Origin of the sequence: Saccharothrix australiensis (genome assembly GCF_003634935.1) — a bacterium.
Lineage (GTDB): Bacteria > Actinomycetota > Actinomycetes > Mycobacteriales > Pseudonocardiaceae > Actinosynnema > Actinosynnema australiense.
Genome location: NZ_RBXO01000001.1, coordinates 5,384,599 through 5,404,710, shown reverse-complemented (window position 1 = coordinate 5,404,710; position 20,112 = coordinate 5,384,599). Strand labels below are relative to the sequence as shown.

Sequence of the window (20,112 nt, the reverse complement as noted above, 5' to 3'; positions counted from 1 at the left end):
GGAAGTCCATTATGGACTGGCCGACGGTGCGCCGGCTCGCGCCCGCCGTGACGAGCGGGCGCGGGCCGGGTGCCACCGGACCGCCGGGGCGGTCAGTCGGACATGGCGTCCCGCAACGACTTCGGCCGCATGTCGGTCCACACCGAGTCGACGTGGGCGGAGCACTCGTCCACGGTGCCGGTCTTGCCGTCGGCGACCCACCCCGCCGGCACGGGCTGGTGCGCGGGCCACAGCGAGTACTGGCCCTCGTCGTTGACCAGCACCTGGTAGGCGATGTCAGACCTCATTCGGAACACCTTCCTGTTCAGCGGAATAGCGCCGCAACGTCGGGCTGATCGTCACGAACGCGGTAACCAGGGCGATGCCGACCGCGCACACCAGCACGGCGCGGTCGGCGGAGAGGAACTCGGTGAGCAGGCCGCCCAACGCGGGCCCGAGCGCACCCGCCGCCCCCAGCACCACCGACACCACGCCGCTGAGCCGCCCGCGCATCGCGTCCGGCGTGAGCAGCAGCTGGTGGGTGGAGATCGTCGTGTTCGCGGTGGGGGCCAACAACGTCATGAGCGCGAACAACCCGCCCATCACGAACCCGTCGGACACGAAGTAGGCCACGGGCGTCAACAGCGTCAACACCCAGAACACGGCCGCGATCGACACGTACGGCCCGAGCACGCGGTGCAGCCACGGCGCGATCAGCGCGCCCACCACGCCACCGACGCCGAGCATCGCGGCCATCACGCCGATCGCGGCGGACGACACACCGCGCGCCTCCGCCAGTACGATGACCACGAGGTAGAACGCGGTGAAGAACAGGTTCAGCACCACCGCGCACAGCGCCGTCACGCGGATCTCGCGCCGCCGCCACACCCAGCGCAGGCCGTCGCCGATCTCCCGCAGGAGGTGCCGCTCGGCGACCGCGACCGGTTCGCGCGGCGGCACGCGCAGGAACAGCAGCGCCACGAACGCGAGGCAGTGCGTCACCAGGTCGAGCAGGAACGGCGCCCAGCGCGCCACCGCGAACAGCGCGCCGCCCAGCGCGGTGCCCGACATCTGGCCCAACGACGACCGCGCCGCGTTCATCGCCACGGCGGTCGCGAGCTGCGCGTCCGGCACGAGCCGGGGCAGGCAGGCGTCCTCGGCCGGCTCGAACAACGCCCGGCACACGCCCAGGACCGCGGCCACGGCGACCATGTGCGGCACCGACGCCGCGTCGCCGAGCAGCGCGAGCACCAGCGAGCCCAGCGCCAGCGCCTGCGCCGCCTCGCACGCCAGCATGATCCGCCTGCGGTCCCACCGGTCGACCAGCGCGCCGGCGGGCAGGCCCGCCAGCAGTTGCGCGGTGGCGTCGACCGCGAGGACCAGGCCGGACGCCGCGGGCGACCCCGTGATCGCCAGCACCAGCAGCGGGAACGCGATCAGCGAGGCCGAGAACCCGACCTCGGCCAGCGCCTGCCCGCCCCACAGCAGCGTGTAGTTCCGGTTGCGCGCCAACGAGGTGGTCACACCGCACCCCGGCAGTCCTCGGCGATGGCCCGCAGCGCCGCCGCGAAGTCCGCCACCACGCCGCGCACCACGTCCGCCGGGTGCGCGTCGGGGTGGTGGTACCAGGAGAACCCGAGCCGGCCGCCGCCCGCCTCGCCGACGACGTCGATCAGGTGCTCGCCGTGGTCGGCCGGGTCGTGCTCCCGGCCGATGGACGGCAGCACTGCCCGGTACAGGCCCTCGGCCTCGGCCGAGCCGGGGTCGAACTGCCCCAGGTAGTTGAACGCGACCAGCGGCACGCCGCCGGCGGGCAGGCGGCCGTGCTGCCGCAGCGCGCCGTAGCCGATGCCGTTGCCCGGCACGGACCGGAGCTGCCGCCGCACCGCCTTGACCCGCGTCCGCCAGTCGCCCTCGGGCACCGTCAGCTCCACCGGGAACACGGTGGTGAACCACCCGACGGTCCGGGACAGGTCGACCCCGTCGAACAGGTCCTCGCGGCCGTGGCCCTCCAGGTCGACCGACACCGTCTCCGAGCCCGTCCACCGGGACAGCGCCCACGCCAGCGCCGCGAGCAGCACGTCGTTGATCCGGGTGCGGTAGGCGGCGGGCGCGCCGCGCAGCAGCGCCGCGGTGTCGTCCTCGTCCAGCTCCAGCGTGACGACCTCGGCGGGCGTGGTCGCCCGCGGCAGCACCGGGAGGGGCTTGGCCCAGTGGTCGACCTCGGCGTCGAACCCGCCCGCGGCCACGTGGTCGCGCAGCCGCCGCGCCCACTCCTGGAACGAGGTCGTCTTGGCGCCCAGGTCGCCGCCCCGGTAGGCGGTCTCCAGGTCGTCCAGCAGGATCCGCCACGAGACACCGTCCACGACCAGGTGGTGCGCCACCAGCAGCAGCGACGACCGGTCGGGCTCCCGGAACAGCACCGCGCGCAACAGCGGACCCGTGCCGAGGTCGAACCCCGCGTGCACCTCGTCCGCGAACGCCTCCAGGTCCTCCACCCCGGACGCGACCGTCAGCACGTCCACGTCCGACACCGGCGGGACCTCCTGCCGCCACCGCCCGTCCTCGTGGCGGAACCGGGTCCGCAGCGCGTCGTGCTGCGCGAGCAGCGCCCGCAGCGCGCCCCGCAGCGCGGCCACGTCCACCTCCGGGTCCAGCTCCACCAGGTGCGACTGGTTGAAGTGGTGCGGGTTGCGCCGGCCGGAGTGCAGGAACCAGTGCTGGATCGGGGTCAGCGGCACCTCGCCGACCACGGCGGACCGCTCGCCGCCGCCCTCCTCCAGCCGCACCGCGGGCGCGAGCCGCGCGACCGTCTGGTGCACGAACAGGTCCCTGGTGGTGAACCGCAGGCCGGCCTGCCGAGCCCGCGCCACCACCTGCATGCTCAGGATCGAGTCGCCGCCCAGCGTGAAGAAGTTGTCCTCCGCGCCCACCGCGGGCACGCCGAGGACGTCCGCCCACACGGCGGCCAGCGCCTCCTCCACCGGTCCGGACGGCGGCACGTGCCCGGCCGTGGACAGCGCCGAGAAGTCCGGCGCGGGCAGCCGCGCGCGGTCGACCTTCCCGTTGGGGCTCACCGGCATGGCGTCGATCGGCACGAACAGCGACGGCACCAGGTGGTCGGGCAGCGACTCGGCGAGGAAGTCCCGCAGGTCCGCCACCGCGCCGACGACGTAGGCGACGAGCCGCTTGTGGCCCGCGCCGTCGGCCCGCGCGACCACCACGGCCTCCCGCACGTCGGGGTGCCGCAGCAACGCGGCCTCCACCTCGCCCAGCTCGACCCGGAAACCGCGGATCTTCACCTGCTCGTCGGCCCGGCCGACGAACTCCAGCCGGCCGTCGCGCCGCCACCGCACCACGTCGCCCGTGCGGTACATGCGGGAACCGGGCGCGCCGAACGGGTTCGCGACGAACCGCGACGCGGTCAACCCCGGCCGGTCCAGGTAGCCGCGCGCGAGGCCCGCGCCCGACACGTACAGCTCGCCCGGCACGCCGATCGGCACCGGCCGCAGGGCCGGGTCCAGCACGTGGACCTCGGTGCCGGGGATCGGCCGCCCGATCGGCGGCGTGCCGCCGGGCGTCAGGGGAGCGCTCCACGTGGCGACGACGGTCGACTCGGTGGGCCCGTAGGCGTTGACCATGCGCCGTCCGGGCGCCCAGCGGTCCACCAGGTCCGGCGGGCACGCGTCGCCGCCGACCACCAGCGACCGGAACGCCGGCAGGGCGACGTCGGGCAGCGTCGCCAGCGCGACCGGCGGGATCAGCGCGTGCGTCACCCGGTGCGCGGTCAGCACCTCGGCGAGCCGGTCGCCCAGCAGCGGCCCCTCCGGCGGCACGACCAGCGCCGCGCCGGCGGGCAGCGACAGGCACAGCTCCAGCACCGAGGCGTCGAAGCTCGGCGAGGAGAACTCCAGCACCCGGTCGCCGGGCCGCACGTCCAGGTGCGCGATCTCGGCCGCCGAGAACGTGGCGATGCCCGCGTGGGTCACCACGACGCCCTTCGGTCGCCCGGTCGACCCGGACGTGTAGATGACGTACGCCGGGTGCTCGGGCCGCACCGCCACGTCCGGCGCGGTGCCCGGCAGGCCCGACACGTCGACCGGGCCGTCCAGCACCAGCAGCGGCCGGGCGTCGTCGAGCATGAGCGCGATCCGCTCCGCCGGGTAGGACGGGTCCACCGGCAGGAACGCCGCGCCCGCCTTCAGCACCGCCAGCTCGGCGATCACCAGGTCGGCCGAGCGGGGCAGCCGCACGGCGACGAGCCGCTCCGGACCCGCGCCTCGCGCGATCAGGTGGTGCGCCAACCGGTTGGCGGCCCGGTCGAGCTGGGCGAAGGTCAGCTCGGCCGCGCCGGTCAGCGCGAGCGCGTCGGGCGTGCGCCCGGCCTGCCGCTCGACCAGGCGGGCGAGCGGGGCGAACCGCACGCCGCGCGGGCCGCGCCCGAACCGCTCCACCGCCGCCAGCTCGTCGGGCGGCAGCACCGGCAGCGTCCACACTGGACGGTCGTGGTCCGTCGCGAGGCCCGCCAGCAGCACGCCGAGGTGGTCGGCCAGCCGGCGCGCGGTGACCGCGTCGAACAGGTCGGTGTTGTACTCGATCGACCCGGCGAGCCCGCCGCCGTCCTCCTCGGTGAACTCCACCGTCACGTCGAACCCGGTCGACACCACGGGTCGGGCGACGTCGGAGGCGTCCAGCCCGGCGAACCCGGCCGCCCGCGGCGCGTTCTGCAGCGCCACCACCGCCTGGAACAGCGGTGTGCGGCTGGTGTCGCGGTCCGGCTGCACGGCGTCGACCACCCGCTCGAACGGCACGTCCTGGTGGGCGAACGCCTCCAGCACCGTCGTCCGCACCCGCGCCAGCAGCTCGGGGAACGTCCCGAGCGGGTCGACCGCGGCCCGCAGCGCCAGGGTGTTGACGAACAGCCCCACCACCCGCTCGACCTCGGGCCGGTCGCGCCCGGCGGCGACCGTGCCCAGGGCGAAGTCCTCCTGCCCGGACCAGCGGTGGAACAGCACCTGGCACGCCGCGACCAGCGTCATGAACAGCGTGCTGTCGGTGCGCCGCGCGATGTCGCGCAGCGCGTCGGCGACCCCGGCGGGCACGGCGAACTCGCACTGCGCGCCGGACGTCGTGTGCACGGCGGGCCGCGGCCGGTCGGTGGGCAGCTCCAGCGCCGGCACGCCCGCCAGCCGCTCCCGCCAGTACTCCAGCTGCCCGTCCAGCGGCTGGGACCGCTGCCACGCGGCGAAGTCGACGTACCGGACCGGGAGCTCCGGCAGGTCCTCGCCGGCGTACAGCGCGGCCAGGTCGGACACCAGCACGCCGCCGGACCAGCCGTCGGTGACGATGTGGTGCATGGTCAGCGCCAGCACGTGCTCGTCCGGCCCGACCCGCACCAGCGCCGGCCGGAACAGGGGGCCCGCGCCGAGGTCGAACGGCTCGACCGGCGGCAGCTCGTCCACCACCGGCAGCGCCACCTCGTGCGGCGGGTGCACGACCTGCGTCGGCAGCCCGTCGACGGCCGGGAACGTGGTGCGCAGCGACTCGTGCCGCGCCACCAGCGCCGACAGGGCCCGCCGCAGCCGCGCCACGTCCAGCTCGCCGCGCAGCCGCACCGCGAACGGCGTCACGTACTCCGTGCCGCCCGGCGAGAACTGGTCCAGGAACCACAGCCGCTGCTGCGCGAACGACAGCGCGAACTCGCCCTCCGCGCGCGGGATCGGCGTCGGCGCGTCACCGGTCAGCGCCGCCGCGAGGCGCGCCACCGTCGGGTGGTCGAACACCGCGCGCGGCGACAGGTCGAACGTCTCGCGCAGCCGGGACGCCACCCGGATGCTGAGGATCGAGTCGCCGCCCAGCGCGAAGAAGTTGTCCTCCGCGCCGACCCGCTCCACGCCCAGCACGTCGGCCCAGACGCCGGCCACCAGCCGTTCGGCCTCCGTCCTCGGCGCGACGAACCCGTCGGCCACCGACGCGTCCCGCCCCGGCGCGGGCAGCGCGGCCCGGTCGAGCTTGCCGTTGGCGTTGAGCGGCAACCGGTCCAGCAGGACGTACGCGCTCGGCACCATGTGCTCGGGCAGCGACCGCGCCGCGTGGTCGCGCAGCGCCGGCACCGCGACCTCGCCGTCCGCGACCGCGTACGCGACCAGCCGCTCGTCCCGCACCACCACGGACACCTGCCGCACCGACGGGTGGGACGCCAGCACCGCCTCGATCTCGCCGGGTTCGATGCGGAAGCCGCGGATCTTGAGTTGGTGGTCGGTGCGGCCGTGGTAGTGGAGTTTGCCGTTGTGCCATCGGGCGAGGTCGCCGGTGCGGTAGAGGCGGGTGCCGGGTGGGCCGTAGGGGTTGGCGATGAAGCGTTGTGCGGTGAGGCCGGGTCGGTTGAGGTAGCCGCGGGCGAGTCCGGGTCCGGCGACGTACATTTCGCCGGTGATGCCGGGTGGGACGGGTTGGAGATCGTCGTCCAGGACGTAGACGCGGAGGTCGGGTATCGGTTGACCGATGGTGCCGTCGGCTTCCGTATAGGTGACGTGGACGGTGGTTTCGGTGATGCCGTACATGTTGACCAGTTGGGCGGTGCCGTGCCAGTTGTGGAGTTTGTGCTGGTCGAGGGCTTCTCCGCCGAAGATGATGTAGCGGGCGTCGGGTTGTTCGGGGATGAGTTGGTAGAACGCCGAGGGTGTCTGGTTGAGCACCGTGACGCCTTCTTCGCGTAACAGGCGGGCGAAGTCGCGCGGTGTTCGCGAGGTGTCGTGGGGTACGACGACGAGGCGTCCGCCGTGCAGGAGGGGTCCCCACAGTTCCCAGACGGAGAAGTCGAAGGCGTAGCTGTGGAACAGCGTCCAGACGTCGGTGTGGTCGAAGTGGAACCAGTGGTCGGTGGCGGAGAACAGGCGGATGACGTTGCCGTGCGGGATCACCACGCCCTTGGGCCGCCCGGTCGAGCCCGACGTGTAGATCACGTACGCCGGGTGCTCGGGCCGCAACGCCACTTCCGGCGCCACGTCGGGACACCCGTCGAGATTCGGGATGCCGTCCAGGACGACGACCGGCTCGGCGTCGGCGATCATCCCGGCGATCCGGTCGGCCGGGTAGGCGGGGTCGATCGGCAGGTAGGCCGCGCCCGACTTCAGCACGCCCAGCACCGCCACCACCAGGTCGAGCGATCGCGGCAGCAGCAGGCCCACGAACCGCTCCGGGCCCGCGCCCAGGCCGATCAGGTGGTGCGCCAACCGGTTCGCCCGCTCGTCCAGCTCGCGGTAGGTCAGCCCGACGCCCTGCCAGGTCACCGCGACGGCGTCCGGCGTCCGCGCCGCCTGCGCGGCGAACCGCTCCGGGATGGTGCCGGTCGGCCCGTCGGACCCGGAGCCCTGCCAGTCGTGCAGGACCTGCCGGCGCTCGTCGTCGGACAGCCACGGCAGCTCGCCCACCGCGCGCCCGGCGTCGTCGCCGATCGCGCCGATGAGGCGCGACAGCCACCCGCCGAGCCGCTCGACCGTGGCGGCGTCGAACAGGCGCGGGTCGTAGGTCAGCTCGACGTGCAGCGAGTCGTCGGCGTGCGCCCGCACGGTCAGCGGGAACGTGGTGGTGTCCAGGCCGTCGACCTCGCCGACCACTCGCGGCGCGTCGCCGGCGGGCGCCTCGACCGGGTAGTTCTCGAACGCCAGCAGGCTGTCGAACAGCGGACCGCCGGCCCACGACCGCACCTGCGCGAGGGACGCGAAGTCGAACCGCCGCGACTCGGTCTGGGCCTCCTGGAGCCGGCGCAGCCACGGCACGACCCCGGCGCGCGGGTCCACGACGACGCGCGTGGGCACGGTGTTGATGAACATGCCCACCACGTCCTCGACACCGGGCAGCTCCGCCGGCCGCCCGGACACCGTGGTGCCGAACACGACGTCGCGCTCGCCGGACACCCTGGACAGCAGCAGCGCCCACGCGCCCTGCACGATCGTGTTGACGGTCAGGCCGTTGGCCCGCGCCACCTCGGCCGCCCGGTCCACCGGCAGGTCCAGCACCACGCGGGCCGACGACTCGGCGCGGTGCGCGTCGGTCGGCGGCCGGTCGTAGGGCAGGGGAGTGGGCGCGGTGAACCCGGCGAGCACGCCCCGCCAGTGCTCCTCGGCCGCGGCCGGGTCCTGCGCGGCCAGCCACGCCAGGTAGTCGCGGAACGGCCGCCGCGCGACCGGGTCCGCACCCGCGTACTCGGCGAGCACCTCGCCGAACACCTGCGCGGTGCTCCAGCCGTCCAGCAGCAGGTGGTGCGAGGTCCACAGCAGGTCGACCTCGTGGTCGGAGACGCGCCCGACCACCAGCCGCATCAACGGCGCGCGGGTGAGGTCCAGCCCCCGCCGGGCGTCGCGCGCCACCAGCTCGTCGGTCACCGGCGCGAACTCCACCGGCAGCACCACGTCGCGGCGCACCACCTGCACCGGCTCGTCCACGCCCTCCCACACCACGGCGGTGCGCAGGGTCGGGGTGCGGTCGACCACGCGCTGCCACGCGCGGGCGAGGCGCTCGGGCGAGTCCACACCGGACAGTCGGACGCGGAGCTGGTTGAAGTAGGCCGTGCCGTCGTCCACCAGGTCGTGGAACAGCATCCCCGCCTGCAACGGCGTGAGCGGGTAGACGTCCTCCACGTCGGGCCGGGCGATCCGGTCGACCTGCTCCTGCGTGAGCCGCGCCAACGGGAAGTCCGACGGCGTGCGGCCCCACGCCTCGGGTGACGCGCAGTGCGCGACGATGCCGCGCAGGGCGTCCACCATCCGGTCGGCCAGCGCCCGCACCTCGGCCTCGTCGTGCGCCTGCGTGGAGTACTCCCACTCCAGCGCGAGTTCGCCGTCGGTCACGGCGGCGGTGATGTCGAGCAGGTGCGGTCGCACGAGGTCGTCGGGCACCTCGCGGCCGTGCTCGGCCTCGCCGAACGCGTCGGACTCGAACCGGCCCAGGTAGTTGAAGCACACGCGCGGCAGCGCGCCGGTCAGCCCGCGATCGGCGTAGCGCAGCGCCTCGTAGCTCAGCCCCCGGTCCGGCACCGCCCGCAGCCGCTCCTTCACCGCCTTGAGCGCGCGTCCCCAGTCGCCGGCGGGCACCTCCAGCGCCACCGGGAACTGCGCGGTGAACCAGCCGACGGTGCGGGACAGGTCGACGCCGTCGAACAGCTCCTCGCGGCCGTGTCCCTCCAGCGCGACCAGCGCGCGGCCACCGAACGCCGCGGCCAGCGCGGTCAGCAGCACGTCGTCGACCCGCGTCCGGTACGCCTCGGGCACCCGGTGCAGCAGGGCGTCGGTGTCGGCGCGCCCCAACCGCACCGACACGCCGCGCGCGGTGCCCGCCGTCGTGGGCGTCGGCTCCTCCACGGGCACGGCCGCCCAGTGCGCGAGCGCCCCGTCGAACCCGCCGGACCGCACGTGGGCGTCCAGCCGGTGCGCCCAGCCGGCGAACGGGGTGCCCACCGGCGCGAGGTCGCCGCCCGCGTAGGCGGTCCGCAGGTCGGACAGGACGATCCGCCACGACACCGCGTCCACGACGAGGTGGTGCGCGGTGAGGAACAGCTTGCCGTCGGGGAACAGCACCGCCCGGAACAGCGGGCCGCGCTCCAGGTCCAGGCTCCTCCGCGCCGCGTCGGCCTCCGCCGGGTGGTCCACTGTGGACGCCAGGCGCAGCACGTCCTCCCCAGTGCCCGCGACCTCCTGCCGCCACTGCCCGTCCACCCGCGTGAACCGCGTGCGCAGGGCGTCGTGGCGCGCGACGACCGCGTGCAGCGCGGACCGCAGCGCGGGCACGTCCACGTCGTCGCCGAGGTCGGTGAGGACGGACATGGTGAAGTGCGCCAGCGGCCCGTGCTCGGCGAAGAACCAGCGCTGGATCGGGGTCAGCGGGGCCGGGCCGGTCACGACCTCGTGCGCGCCGCCGGTGTCGGCGGTGACCGCGAGCGCCAGCTCGGCCACGGTCTGCCGCAGGAAGACCTCCTTGGCCGTCAACCGCATCCCGGCCTGCCGGGCGCGCGACACCACCTGCATGCTCAGGATCGAGTCGCCGCCCAGCGCGAAGAAGTTGTCCCGCGCGCCGACCCGCTCCACCCCGAGCACGTCGGCCCAGATCGCGGCCAGCTCCGCCGCGACACCGGGCGCGGGCGGCACGTACCCGGCGTCGGTGAACGTCGGCGCGGGCAGCGCGCGGCGGTCGACCTTGCCGCTCGGCGTCATCGGCACGGCGTCCAGCGCCACGAAGGCCGACGGCACCAGGTGGTCGGGCAGCCGGTCCTTGAGCCACCCGGCCGGGTCCGCCGGCGCGCCCACGGTGTAGGCGACGAGCCGCTGGTGCCCGTTGTGCTCCCGCGCCACGACCACGGCCTGCGTGACGTCGGGGTGGCTGAGCAGTGCGGTTTCGACTTCGCCCGGTTCGATGCGGTAGCCGCGGATCTTGACCTGGTCGTCGGTGCGGCCGAGGTATTCGAGTCGGTCGTCGGTCCAGCGGACGCGGTCGCCGGTGCGGTACATGCGGGTGCCGGGTGGTCCGTACGGGTCGGGCAGGAACCGCTGTGCGGTGAGGCCGGGTCGGTTGAGGTAGCCGCGCGCGACCTGTGCGCCCGCGATGTACAGCTCGCCGGGCACCCCGGTCGGTGTCGGTCGGAGGTCGGCGTCGAGCACGTGCGCGACCAGGTTGTCCAGGGGGCGGCCGATGACCGGCCGGTCGCCCGTCACGGGCGTCGAGACGGCGTCGACGGTGGTCTCGGTGGGGCCGTAGAAGTTGTAGGCCCGCGTCGGTGAAGCCGCCAGCTCGCGCCACAGCGTGGCGGGCAGGGCTTCGCCGCCGAGCATGAGGATCTTGGGCGTGTGGTCGCCGTCGAGGAGTCCGGCGGGGAGGAGCTGTTGGACGTAGGAGGGTGTGAGGTCGAGGAAGTCGATGCGGTGCTGGCGGACGTAGTCGACCAGCGCGGCGGGTTCGAGGCGGACGTCGTCGGTCAGGACGTGCAGCTCGTGGCCGTCGGCCATGAGCAGCGGGCCCTCCCAGGACGTGTCGAACGAGAACACCGCCGACAAGGCCACCCGCAGCGGCTCGGCCGCGAAGTCGGCGCGGTGGTTGTGCAGCAGGTTGACCAGGTGGCGGTGCTCCACCACGACGCCCTTCGGCGTGCCGGTGGAGCCGGAGGTGTGGATGACGTACGCCGCGTGGTCCGGCCGCACCGGCACGCCCGGCCGGTGCGCCGGGCACCCGGCGAGGTCCGGCCACGAGTCGAGCACCAGCGCCGGGTCGGCGTCCCGCAGCAGGAAGTCGACCCGCTCGCGCGGCAGGTCCCGGTCGACCGGCAGGTACACCGCGCCCGCCTTGTGCACGGCCAGGATCGCCACCACGACGTCGGCGGACCGGGGCAGCAGCACGGCGACCACGCGCTCGGGCGACGCGCCCCGCGCGATCAGGTGGTGGGCCAGCCGGTTCGCGCGCTCGTCCACCTCGGCGTAGGTCAGGCGCGTGTCGCCGCACACCACGGCGGTCGCGTGCGGCGTGCGCGCGGCTTGGGCCTCGAACAGCGCGGGGAACGTCGTGTGCGGCACGTCGGTGACCCTGCCGCGCGGGTCGGGCTCGTCGCCCGACAGCAGCGGGATCGCCGACAGCGGCCGGTCGGGCGCGGCGGCGACCCCGGCCAGCAGCGCGACCAGGTGCCGCGCCATGCGGTCGACGGTGGCGGCGTCGAACAGGTCGGTGCTGTACTCGACCGCGCCCAGCAGCGCGCCGTCGGACTCGCCGAACTCGAACGTCAGGTCGCAGGTGGCGGTGGTCAGCGGCAGCGGCAGCTCGGTCGCGACCACGCCCGGCAGCACGGGCGCCGCGTCACCGGTGTTCTGCACCAGCACCATGACGTCGAACAGGGCGTTGCGGCTCGGGTCGCGGTCCGGGCGCACGGCCTCCACGACCCGCTCGAACGGCACGTCCTGGTGCGCGAACCCGTCGAGCACCGCGGACCGCACCCCGGTCAACAGCTCGGTGAAGCTCCGCCTCGTGTCCACTGTGGACCGCAGGACGACGGTGTTGACGAACAGGCCGACCACGTCGTCCAGCTCGGCGCGACCCCGGCCCGACACCGCCGTGCCGACCGCGATGTCGTCCTGCCCGGTGTACCGGGCCAGCAGCGCCTGGCAGGCCGCGACGAGCGTGGTGAACACCGTGTCGCCGTGCCGCCGCGCCAGCTCCTTCACCGCCGCCGCGACCTCCGCCGGCACGGTGAACGAGCGCATCGCGCCCGCGCCCGTGCGCACCGCCGGCCGGGGCCGGTCGGTGGGCAGCTCCAGCGGCGGGACGCCGGCCAGCCGCCGCGCCCAGTAGTCGACCGGCGGCGCCTCCTGCCACGCCGTGAAGTCCACGTACTGCACGGGCAGCGGCGGCAGCTCGTCGCCGGCGTACAGCGCGCCGAGGTCGCGGGCCAGCACACCGGTGGACCAGCCGTCGGTGACGATGTGGTGCAGGGTCAGCACGAACACGTGGTCGTCGTCGGCCACCCGCACCAGCCGCGCCCGCACCAGCGGGCCCTCCCGCAGGTCGAACGGCGTCGTGGCCTCCTGCCGCACCACCTGCTCCCACGGGCGGCCCTCCACGGTCAGCGGCACGTCGAACGGCTCGCGCACGACCTGCCCCGCGTCGTCGAACGTCGTGCGCAGCGACTCGTGCCGGGCGACGAGCCCGTTCACCGCGCGCCGCAGCGCGCCGACGTCGAGCGGGCCGCGCAGCCGCCACGCGGTCGGCGTCACGTACTCGACACCGCCGGGCTCGAACTGGTCCAGGAACCACAGCCGCCGCTGCGCGGGCGACTGCGGGTGCGGGCCACCGCGCGGCAGCACCGGGATGGCGTCCGCGGCGGCGGCGCCCGCGAGCACAAAAGCGAGCGCGCGCACCGTGCGGTGCTCGAACACCGCGCGCGGCGAGAGCTGCACGCCGAAGGCGGCGCGCAGCCGCGACGTCACGCCGATGCTGAGGATCGAGTCGCCGCCCAGCGCGAAGAAGTCGTCCTCCGCGCCGACCCGCGCCAGGCCCAGGACGTCGGCCCAGATCGCGGCGACGGTCCGCTCGGCGTCGGTGGCCGGCTCGACGCGACCGCCGGTGAACGCCGGCTCCGGCAGCGCCCGCCGGTCGACCTTCCCGCTGGGCGCCAGCGGGAAGCTGTCCAGGACCACCACGGCCGACGGCACCAGGTGATCCGGCAGCGACGCGGCCAGCGCCGCCCGCGCGTCGCGCTCGGGCACGCCGGTGACGTACCCGACGAGCCGGCCGTCCCGGACGACCACGACGGCGTCGCGCACGCCCGGCACCGCGCGCAGCGCGGCGGCCACCTCGCCCGGCTCGACCCGGAACCCCCGGATCTTGACCTGGTCGTCGGCCCGGCCCAGGTACTCCAGCCGACCGTCGGGCAGCCACCGCACGCGGTCGCCGGTCCGGTACATCCGCGCGCCCGGCCGGCCGAACGGGTCGGGCGGGAAGCGCCGCGCGGTCAGGCCGGGCTGCCCGAGGTAGCCGCGCGAGACCTGCGCGCCCGCCACGAACAGCTCGCCCACCACACCCGGCGGCACCGGCCGCAGGTCGCGGTCGAGCACGTAGGCGGCGAGGTTGTGCAGCGGCCGGCCGATCACCGGCCGGTCACCGGTGATGGCGGTCGACACCGCGTCGACCGCGGTCTCGGTCGGCCCGTAGTAGTTGAAGCCCTCGACGGCGGAGGCGGCGATCGCCCGCCACAGCGCCGCGTCGACCGCCTCGCCGCCGAGCAGGACGCGGCGGACACCGGAGTCCAGCAGGCCGGCCTCGACCAGGCGGTGCGCGTAGGACGGCGTGAGGTCGACGGTGCCGATGCCGCGCGTCCGGACGTAGTCGACCAGGGCGGCCGGGTCCAGGCGCAGCTCCTCGTCGATGACGTGCAGCTCGCCGCCGCCGGCGAGGAACAGCAGGCCCTCCCACGACGTGTCGAACGAGAACGTCGCGGTGAGGGCGAAGGACGTCCGCTCGCCCATCAGGTCGTGCCGGTTGGCGTGGAACAGGTTCGCGAGCTGCCCGTGCTCGACCACGACGCCCTTGGGCCGCCCCGTCGAGCCCGACGTGTAGATCACGTAGGCGGCGTGGTCCGGGCGCAGCGGCACCGGGGGAGCGGTGCCGGGCAGCCCGGACGTGTCGGGCAGCTCGTCCAGCACGAGCGCCGGCCGCGCGTCGGCCAGCAGGAAGTCCACGCGCTCGGCGGGCAGGCCGACGTCGACCGGCAGGTACACCGCGCCCGCCTTGAGCACCGCCAGCACGGCCACGACCACGTCGGCCGAGCGCGGCAGCCGCACCGCCACCACCCGCTCCGGTCCCGCGCCCCGCGCGACCAGGTGGTGCGCCAGGCGGTTCGCCCGCGCGTCCAGCTCGGCGAACGTCCAGCGCGCGTCGCGGAACACCAGCGCCGTGTCGTCCGGCGTCCGGGCGGCCTGCGCCGCGAACACCTCCGGGTACAGCGCGGCCGGCGTGTCGAGCGCGGTCCGGTTCCACTCGACCAGCACGCGCCGCTCGTCCTCGGGCGACAGCCGCGACAGGTCGGCGACCGGCGCGTCGACGTCCCGCGCGATCGCCGCGACGAGGTCGCGCAGCCGGCCCGCGAGCCGGTCGGCGGTGGCGACGTCGAACAGGTCGGGGTCGTAGGCCAGCTCCAGGGCGAGCCGGTCGGTCCCGGACGCGGTGAGGGCCAGCGGCAGCGTCGTGTCGTCCACCGCGTCGACCTCGACCACCCGCGGCCCGTCGCCGTCCCGGTCGAACGGGTAGTTCTCGAACACCACCACGCTGTCGAACAGCCGCGCGCCCACCCACGACTGGATGTCGGCCAGCGCCGTGTGGTCGTACCGGCGCGCCTCGCCCTGCGCGGCCTGCAACTCCCGCAGCCACGCGCCGACGCGGGCGGCCGGGTCGACGGTCACCCGCGTCGGCACCGTGTTGATCAACATGCCGATCATGGTCTCGACGCCGGGCAGCTCGGCCGGGCGGCCGGACACCGTGCTGCCGAACACCACGTCGTGCTCGCCGGACACCTGCGCCAGCAGCAGCGCCCACGCGCCCTGCACGACGGTGTTGACGGTCAGCCCGGCCCGCTGCGGCGCGCCGCCGAGGTCCACCTCGACGCGCACGGACGCCGTCGCCGCCGCCCGGTGCGCCTCGGCGGGCGGCCGGTCGTAGGGCAGCGGCGTCGGCACGTCCACCTCGGACAGCGCCGACCGCCAGTACGCCTCGGCGGCGTCCCGCTCGGCGTCGCCCAGGTCGGCCAGCCGGCGGAGGTAGTCGCGGAACGGGCGGCGCGCGGGCAGCCGCGCGGGCCGCCCCCCGGTGATGGCGCGGTAGTGCTCCAGCACCTCCGCGAACACCTGGCCGGTGCTCCACCCGTCCAGGATCACGTGGTGCGACGACCACACCAGCTCCACGCGCTCGTCGGACAGCGGCGTGACCCGGACCCGCAGCAGCGGCGCGACACCGAGGTCCAGCTCGCCGTCGGCGGGCACGGTCACGTGCCGGTGCACCACCTGCACGGGCTCGTCGACCCCGTCCCACACCACGCTGCTGCGCAACACGGGCGTGCGGTCCACGACCCGCTGCCACGCCTCGGCCAGCGCCGCCGGGTCGGTGACGCCGTCCAGCACCAGCCGCACCCGGTCCACGTACGCGCCGGGCTCGACCAGGCTGTGGAACACCATGCCCGCCTGCAACGGCGTCAGCCGGTAGACGTCCTCCACGTCCGGCCCGGCGATCCGGTCGACCTGCTCCTGCGTGAGCCGGGCCAGCGGGAAGTCCGACGGGGTCCAGCCGCCCGCGCCCGGCGTCGCGCAGTGCGCCACGACCTCCCGCAGCGCGTCGAGCATCCGGTCGGCCAGCCGCCGCACGGTCGCGCGGTCGTGCGCGTGGTCCGAGTACTCCCAGCGCAGCGCCAGCTCGCCGTGCTCGACCAGCCCGGTGACCTCCAGCAGGTGGCCGCGCGGCCGGTCCGGCGCGACGTCCTCGCCCGCGGCGTCGCGGCGGGCGCGGTAGAAGCCGCCGTCGGCGACCTCGAACCGGCCGTGGTAGTTGAACGAGACCGCCGGCAGCGGCGTACCGACGCCGAGCGCCTCGAAGCTCAGCCCCCGGTGCGGCACGGCGCGCAGGTTCTCCTTGACGGCCTTGAGGGTGCGGCCCCAGTCGTCGCACGTGTCCAGCACCACCGGGAACTGCGTGGTGAACCAGCCGACGGTGCGGGAGAGGTCGACGTCGTCGAACAGCTCCTCGCGGCCGTGGCCCTCCAGCGCCACCGCCACCGAGTCCCGGCCGGTCCACTCGGCCAGCACGCGCCCCAGCGCGCTCAGCAGCACGTCGTTGACCTGCGTCCGGTACACGGGCGGCACGCGGTGCAGCAGCGCGTCGGTCGTCTCGCGGTCCAGCCGCACCGACACCACGCGCGCGGAGCCCGCCGTGTTGGGGCCGTCCCGGTCCACCGGCAGGGCGACCGGCTCGGGCATGGAGCGCCAGTGCGGCAGCGCGTCGTCCAGCGCGCCCGACCGCACGTGCTCGGCGAGGCGGTGCGCCCACTGGGTGAACGACGTCCCGACCGGCTCCAGGGCCTCGCCCCGGTACGCCTTCTCCAGGTCCGCCAACAGGATTCGCCACGACACGCCGTCCACCACCAGGTGGTGCGCGGTCAACAGCAACGCCGGCCGCGCGCCGCGGAGCAGCACGGCCCGCAGCAGCGGTCCGTCGGAGAGGTCCAGGTCCTGCCGGGCCGCCCGGACGCGGGCCTCGGTGTCGGCGTCGGTGTCCACTCCGGCCTCGACGCGGAACACGTCGTCGTCGCCGTCGGCCACCTCCTGCGCCCACCGGCCGTCCACCCGCCGGAACCGCAGGCGCAGCGCGTCGTGGTGCCGGACGACGGCCCGCACGGCGCTCCGCAGCGCCTCCTCGTCCACCGACGGCTCCAGCTCCACCAGCAGCGTCATCGTGAAGTGCGCCAGCGGCCCGTGCTCGGCGAAGAACCAGCGCTGGATCGGCGTCAGCGGCGCGGGGCCGGTGAACACGCGCCGCGGCGCGGGCTCGGCCGCCGCCGTCGCGGCCCGCGCCAGCTCCGCCACGGTCTGGTGGCGGAACACGTCCCGCGAGGTGAGCCGGAACCCGGCCCGCCGGGCGCGCGACACGAGCTGGATCGACAGGATCGAGTCGCCGCCGAGGGTGAAGAAGTTGTCGTGCGCGCCGACCCGCTCCACGCCCAGCACGTCGGCCCAGATGCGCGCCAGCTCGGCCTCCTCGGGCGTCGTCGGCGCGACGTGGTCGTCGCCGGCCACCCGCGGCGCGGGCAGCGCCGCCCGGTCGAGCTTCCCGTTGGGCGTCAACGGGATGCGGTCCAGCTCCACGAACGCCGCCGGGACCTGGTAGTCCGGCAGCAGCGGCTTGAGGTGGGCGCGCAGGTCGACCGGCGCGGTGGTGACGACGTAGGCGACGAGCCGGGTGTGCCCGTGGTCGGTGCGCGCGACGACCGCCGCCTCGCCGACGTCGGGGTGGCTGAGCAGTGCGGTTTCGACTTCGCCCGGTTCGATGCGGTAGCCGCGGATCTTGACCTGGTCGTCGGTGCGGCCGAGGTATTCGAGTCGGTCGTCGGTCCAGCGGACGCGGTCGCCGGTGCGGTACATGCGGGTGCCGGGTGGTCCGAAGGGGTCGGGCAGGAACCGCTGTGCGGTGAGGCTGGGTCGGTTGAGGTAGCCGCGCGCGACCTGTGCGCCCGCGATGAACAACTCGCCGGGCACGCCCTCGGGTTGCGGCTGGAGGTTCGCGTCGAGCACGTAGGCCGTGAGGTTGCGCAGCGGGCGGCCGATGACCGGCCGGTCGCCCGTCACGGGCGTCGAGACGGCGTCGACGGTGGTCTCGGTGGGGCCGTAGAAGTTGTAGGCCCGCGTCGGTGCGTCGAGGAGTTCCCGCCACAGGGACGTGGGCAGGGCTTCGCCGCCGAGCATGAGGATCTTGGGCGTGTGGTCGCCGTCGAGGAGTCCGGCGGGGAGGAGCTGTTGGACGTAGGAGGGTGTGAGGTCGAGGAAGTCGATGCGGTGCTCGCGGACGTAGTCGACCAGCGCGGCGGGTTCGAGGCGGACGTCGTCGGTCAGGACGTGCACCTCGTGTCCGTCGGCCAGCCGCGCCAGGCCGTCCCACGACGTGTCGAACGAGAACACGGCGGTCAGCCCGATCCGCAGGCGCTCCGGGCCGAACTCCTCCCGGTGGTTGTGCAGCAGGTTCACCAGGTTCCGGTGCTCGACGACCACGCCCTTGGGCCGGCCGGTGGAGCCGGAGGTGTAGATGACGTACGCCGCGTGGTCCGGGCGCAGGCGGACCGGAGGCGGCGTGTCGGGCATCCCCGCCGTGTCGACCGGGCCGTCGATCACCCGCACCGCGCCGGAATCGCCCGTCAGGTACGCCCGGCGGCGCTCCGGCAGCGACGGGTCCACCGGCAGGTACGCCGCACCGGCCTTCAGGATGCCCAGCACCGCCACGACGGCGTCCGCGCCGCGCGGCGCCGACAGCGCGACGACCTGCTCGGGCCGCACCCCGTCCGCGACCAGGCGGTGGGCCAGCCGGTTCGACCGCGCCTCCAGCTCGGCGAAGGTCAGCCGGACCTCTCCGCACACCACGGCGGTGGCGTCGGGCGTGCGGGCGGCCTGCGCCGTGACCAGCGCGGGGAACGTCGTGGCCGGCACCGCCATCGCCGCGCCGCGCGGGTCCGGCTCGTCGCCCAGCAGCAGCGGCACGTCGGCGAGCCGGCGGCGCGGCTCGGCCGCGCAGCGCGCCAGCAGGACGTGCAGGTGGCGGCACATCCGGTCCACGGTGGCCGCGTCGAACAGGTCGGTGTTGTACTCGACCAGGCAGTGGACGCCGTCGTCGGCGGCGGTGAAGTCGATGCCGAGGTCGAAGATCGCCTTGCGCCGGGTCAGCGGCTGCTCGGCCACCTCCAGGCCGGGTAACCGGGGCAGCGAGCCACCCACGTTCTGCATCGACACCATCACGTCGAACAGCGGCGTGCGGCTCGGGTCGCGGCGCGCCGCGACCGCCTCCACCACCCGGTCGAACGGCACGTCGTCGTGCGCGAACGCGTCGAGGGCGACCGCCCCGGTCTCGCGCAGCAGCTCCTCGAACGTGCGCGACGTGTCCACAGTGGACCGGATGACGACGGTGCCGACGAGGAAGCCCACCAGCCGCTGCAACTCCGGTCGGCCGCGACCGCTGGTCACCGTGCCGACCGCGATGTCGTCCTGCCCGGTGTAGCGGGCCAGCAGCACCTGGCACGCGGTGAGCAGGACGGTGAACAGGGTGGTCTCGTTGGCGCGGGCCAGCTCCGCGAGCCGCGCGGTGAGCGCGGCCGGCACGGTGAACCCGCGGGTCGCGCCCGCCGAGGTCCGCTCGGCGGGCCGGGGCCGGTCGGTCGGCAGCTCCAGCGGCTGCACGCCGGCCAGCCGCTCGCGCCAGTAGTCGACGCGCACCGGCCGGTCCCGCTGCCACACCGCGTAGTCCGCGTACTGGAGCGCGGGCGGCGGCAGCGCCTCGCCCCGGTACAGCGCGCCCAGCTCCTCCACCAGCACGCCGAGCGACCAGCCGTCCACGACGATGTGGTGGGACGTCAGCAGCAGCACGTGGTCCTCGGGCGCGACCCGCAGCACGACCGCCCGGAACAGCGGACCGCGCGCCAGGTCGAACGGCCGCTCCACCTCGGCGCGCAGCGCGGCGTCCGGGTCGGGCGCGTCCACCAGCGGCACGTCGAGCACCGGGTCGGCGTGGATGACCTGCACCGGCTGCCCGTCGACCTGGTCGAACGCGGTGCGCAGCGACTCGTGCCGCCGCACCAGCCCGCGCACCGCCCCGGTGAGGCGCGGCACGTCGAGCGGCCCGCGCAGCCGCAGCGCGAAGGCGCTGTTGTACTCGGTGTCGCCGGGCTGGAACTGGTCGAGGAACCACAGCCGCCGCTGGCCGGGCGACAGCGGCAGCGGACCCGTGCGCGGCGCGGTCGGGATGGCGGGCTCGGTCGCGACCGGCGCGCCCTTGCCGGCCAGCCGGTCGCGCAGGCGCTCCCGCAGGTGTGCGGGCAGCGCGGAGATGCGGCTTTCCTTGGACGTGGTCATG

Annotated in this window: 3 protein-coding genes; all 3 read right to left on the bottom strand. The window is 75.0% G+C overall.

The genetic code is table 11. The features are described 5' to 3' along the window. Positions 1-92: 92 nt before the first annotated feature. Genes C8E97_RS22785 through C8E97_RS22775 form a run of 3 tightly spaced genes read right to left on the bottom strand, consistent with a single transcriptional unit; the run spans position 93 to position 20,111 of the window. Positions 93-287: an MbtH family protein gene (locus C8E97_RS22785; RefSeq protein ID WP_121007532.1), complete on the bottom strand. Its 195-nt coding sequence runs from the start codon at positions 285-287 to the stop codon at positions 93-95. Further along, positions 277-1,503 carry an MFS transporter gene (locus C8E97_RS22780; RefSeq protein WP_121007531.1) on the bottom strand — a complete coding sequence of 409 codons (1,227 nt, stop codon included), beginning with the start codon at positions 1,501-1,503 and terminating at the stop codon, positions 277-279. Before C8E97_RS22780 ends, C8E97_RS22785 begins: the two co-directional genes overlap by 11 nt. Then, positions 1,500-20,111: a non-ribosomal peptide synthase/polyketide synthase gene (locus C8E97_RS22775; RefSeq protein ID WP_121007530.1), complete on the bottom strand. Its 18,612-nt coding sequence runs from the start codon at positions 20,109-20,111 to the stop codon at positions 1,500-1,502. Before C8E97_RS22775 ends, C8E97_RS22780 begins: the two co-directional genes overlap by 4 nt. Position 20,112: the final 1 nt, after the last annotated feature.

Coding starts and splice junctions, on each gene's coding strand:
- C8E97_RS22785 (WP_121007532.1), bottom strand. CDS start 287: ATGAGGTCTGACATCGCCTACCAGGTGCTGGTCAACGACGAGGGCCAG.
- C8E97_RS22775 (WP_121007530.1), bottom strand. CDS start 20,111: ATGACCACGTCCAAGGAAAGCCGCATCTCCGCGCTGCCCGCACACCTG.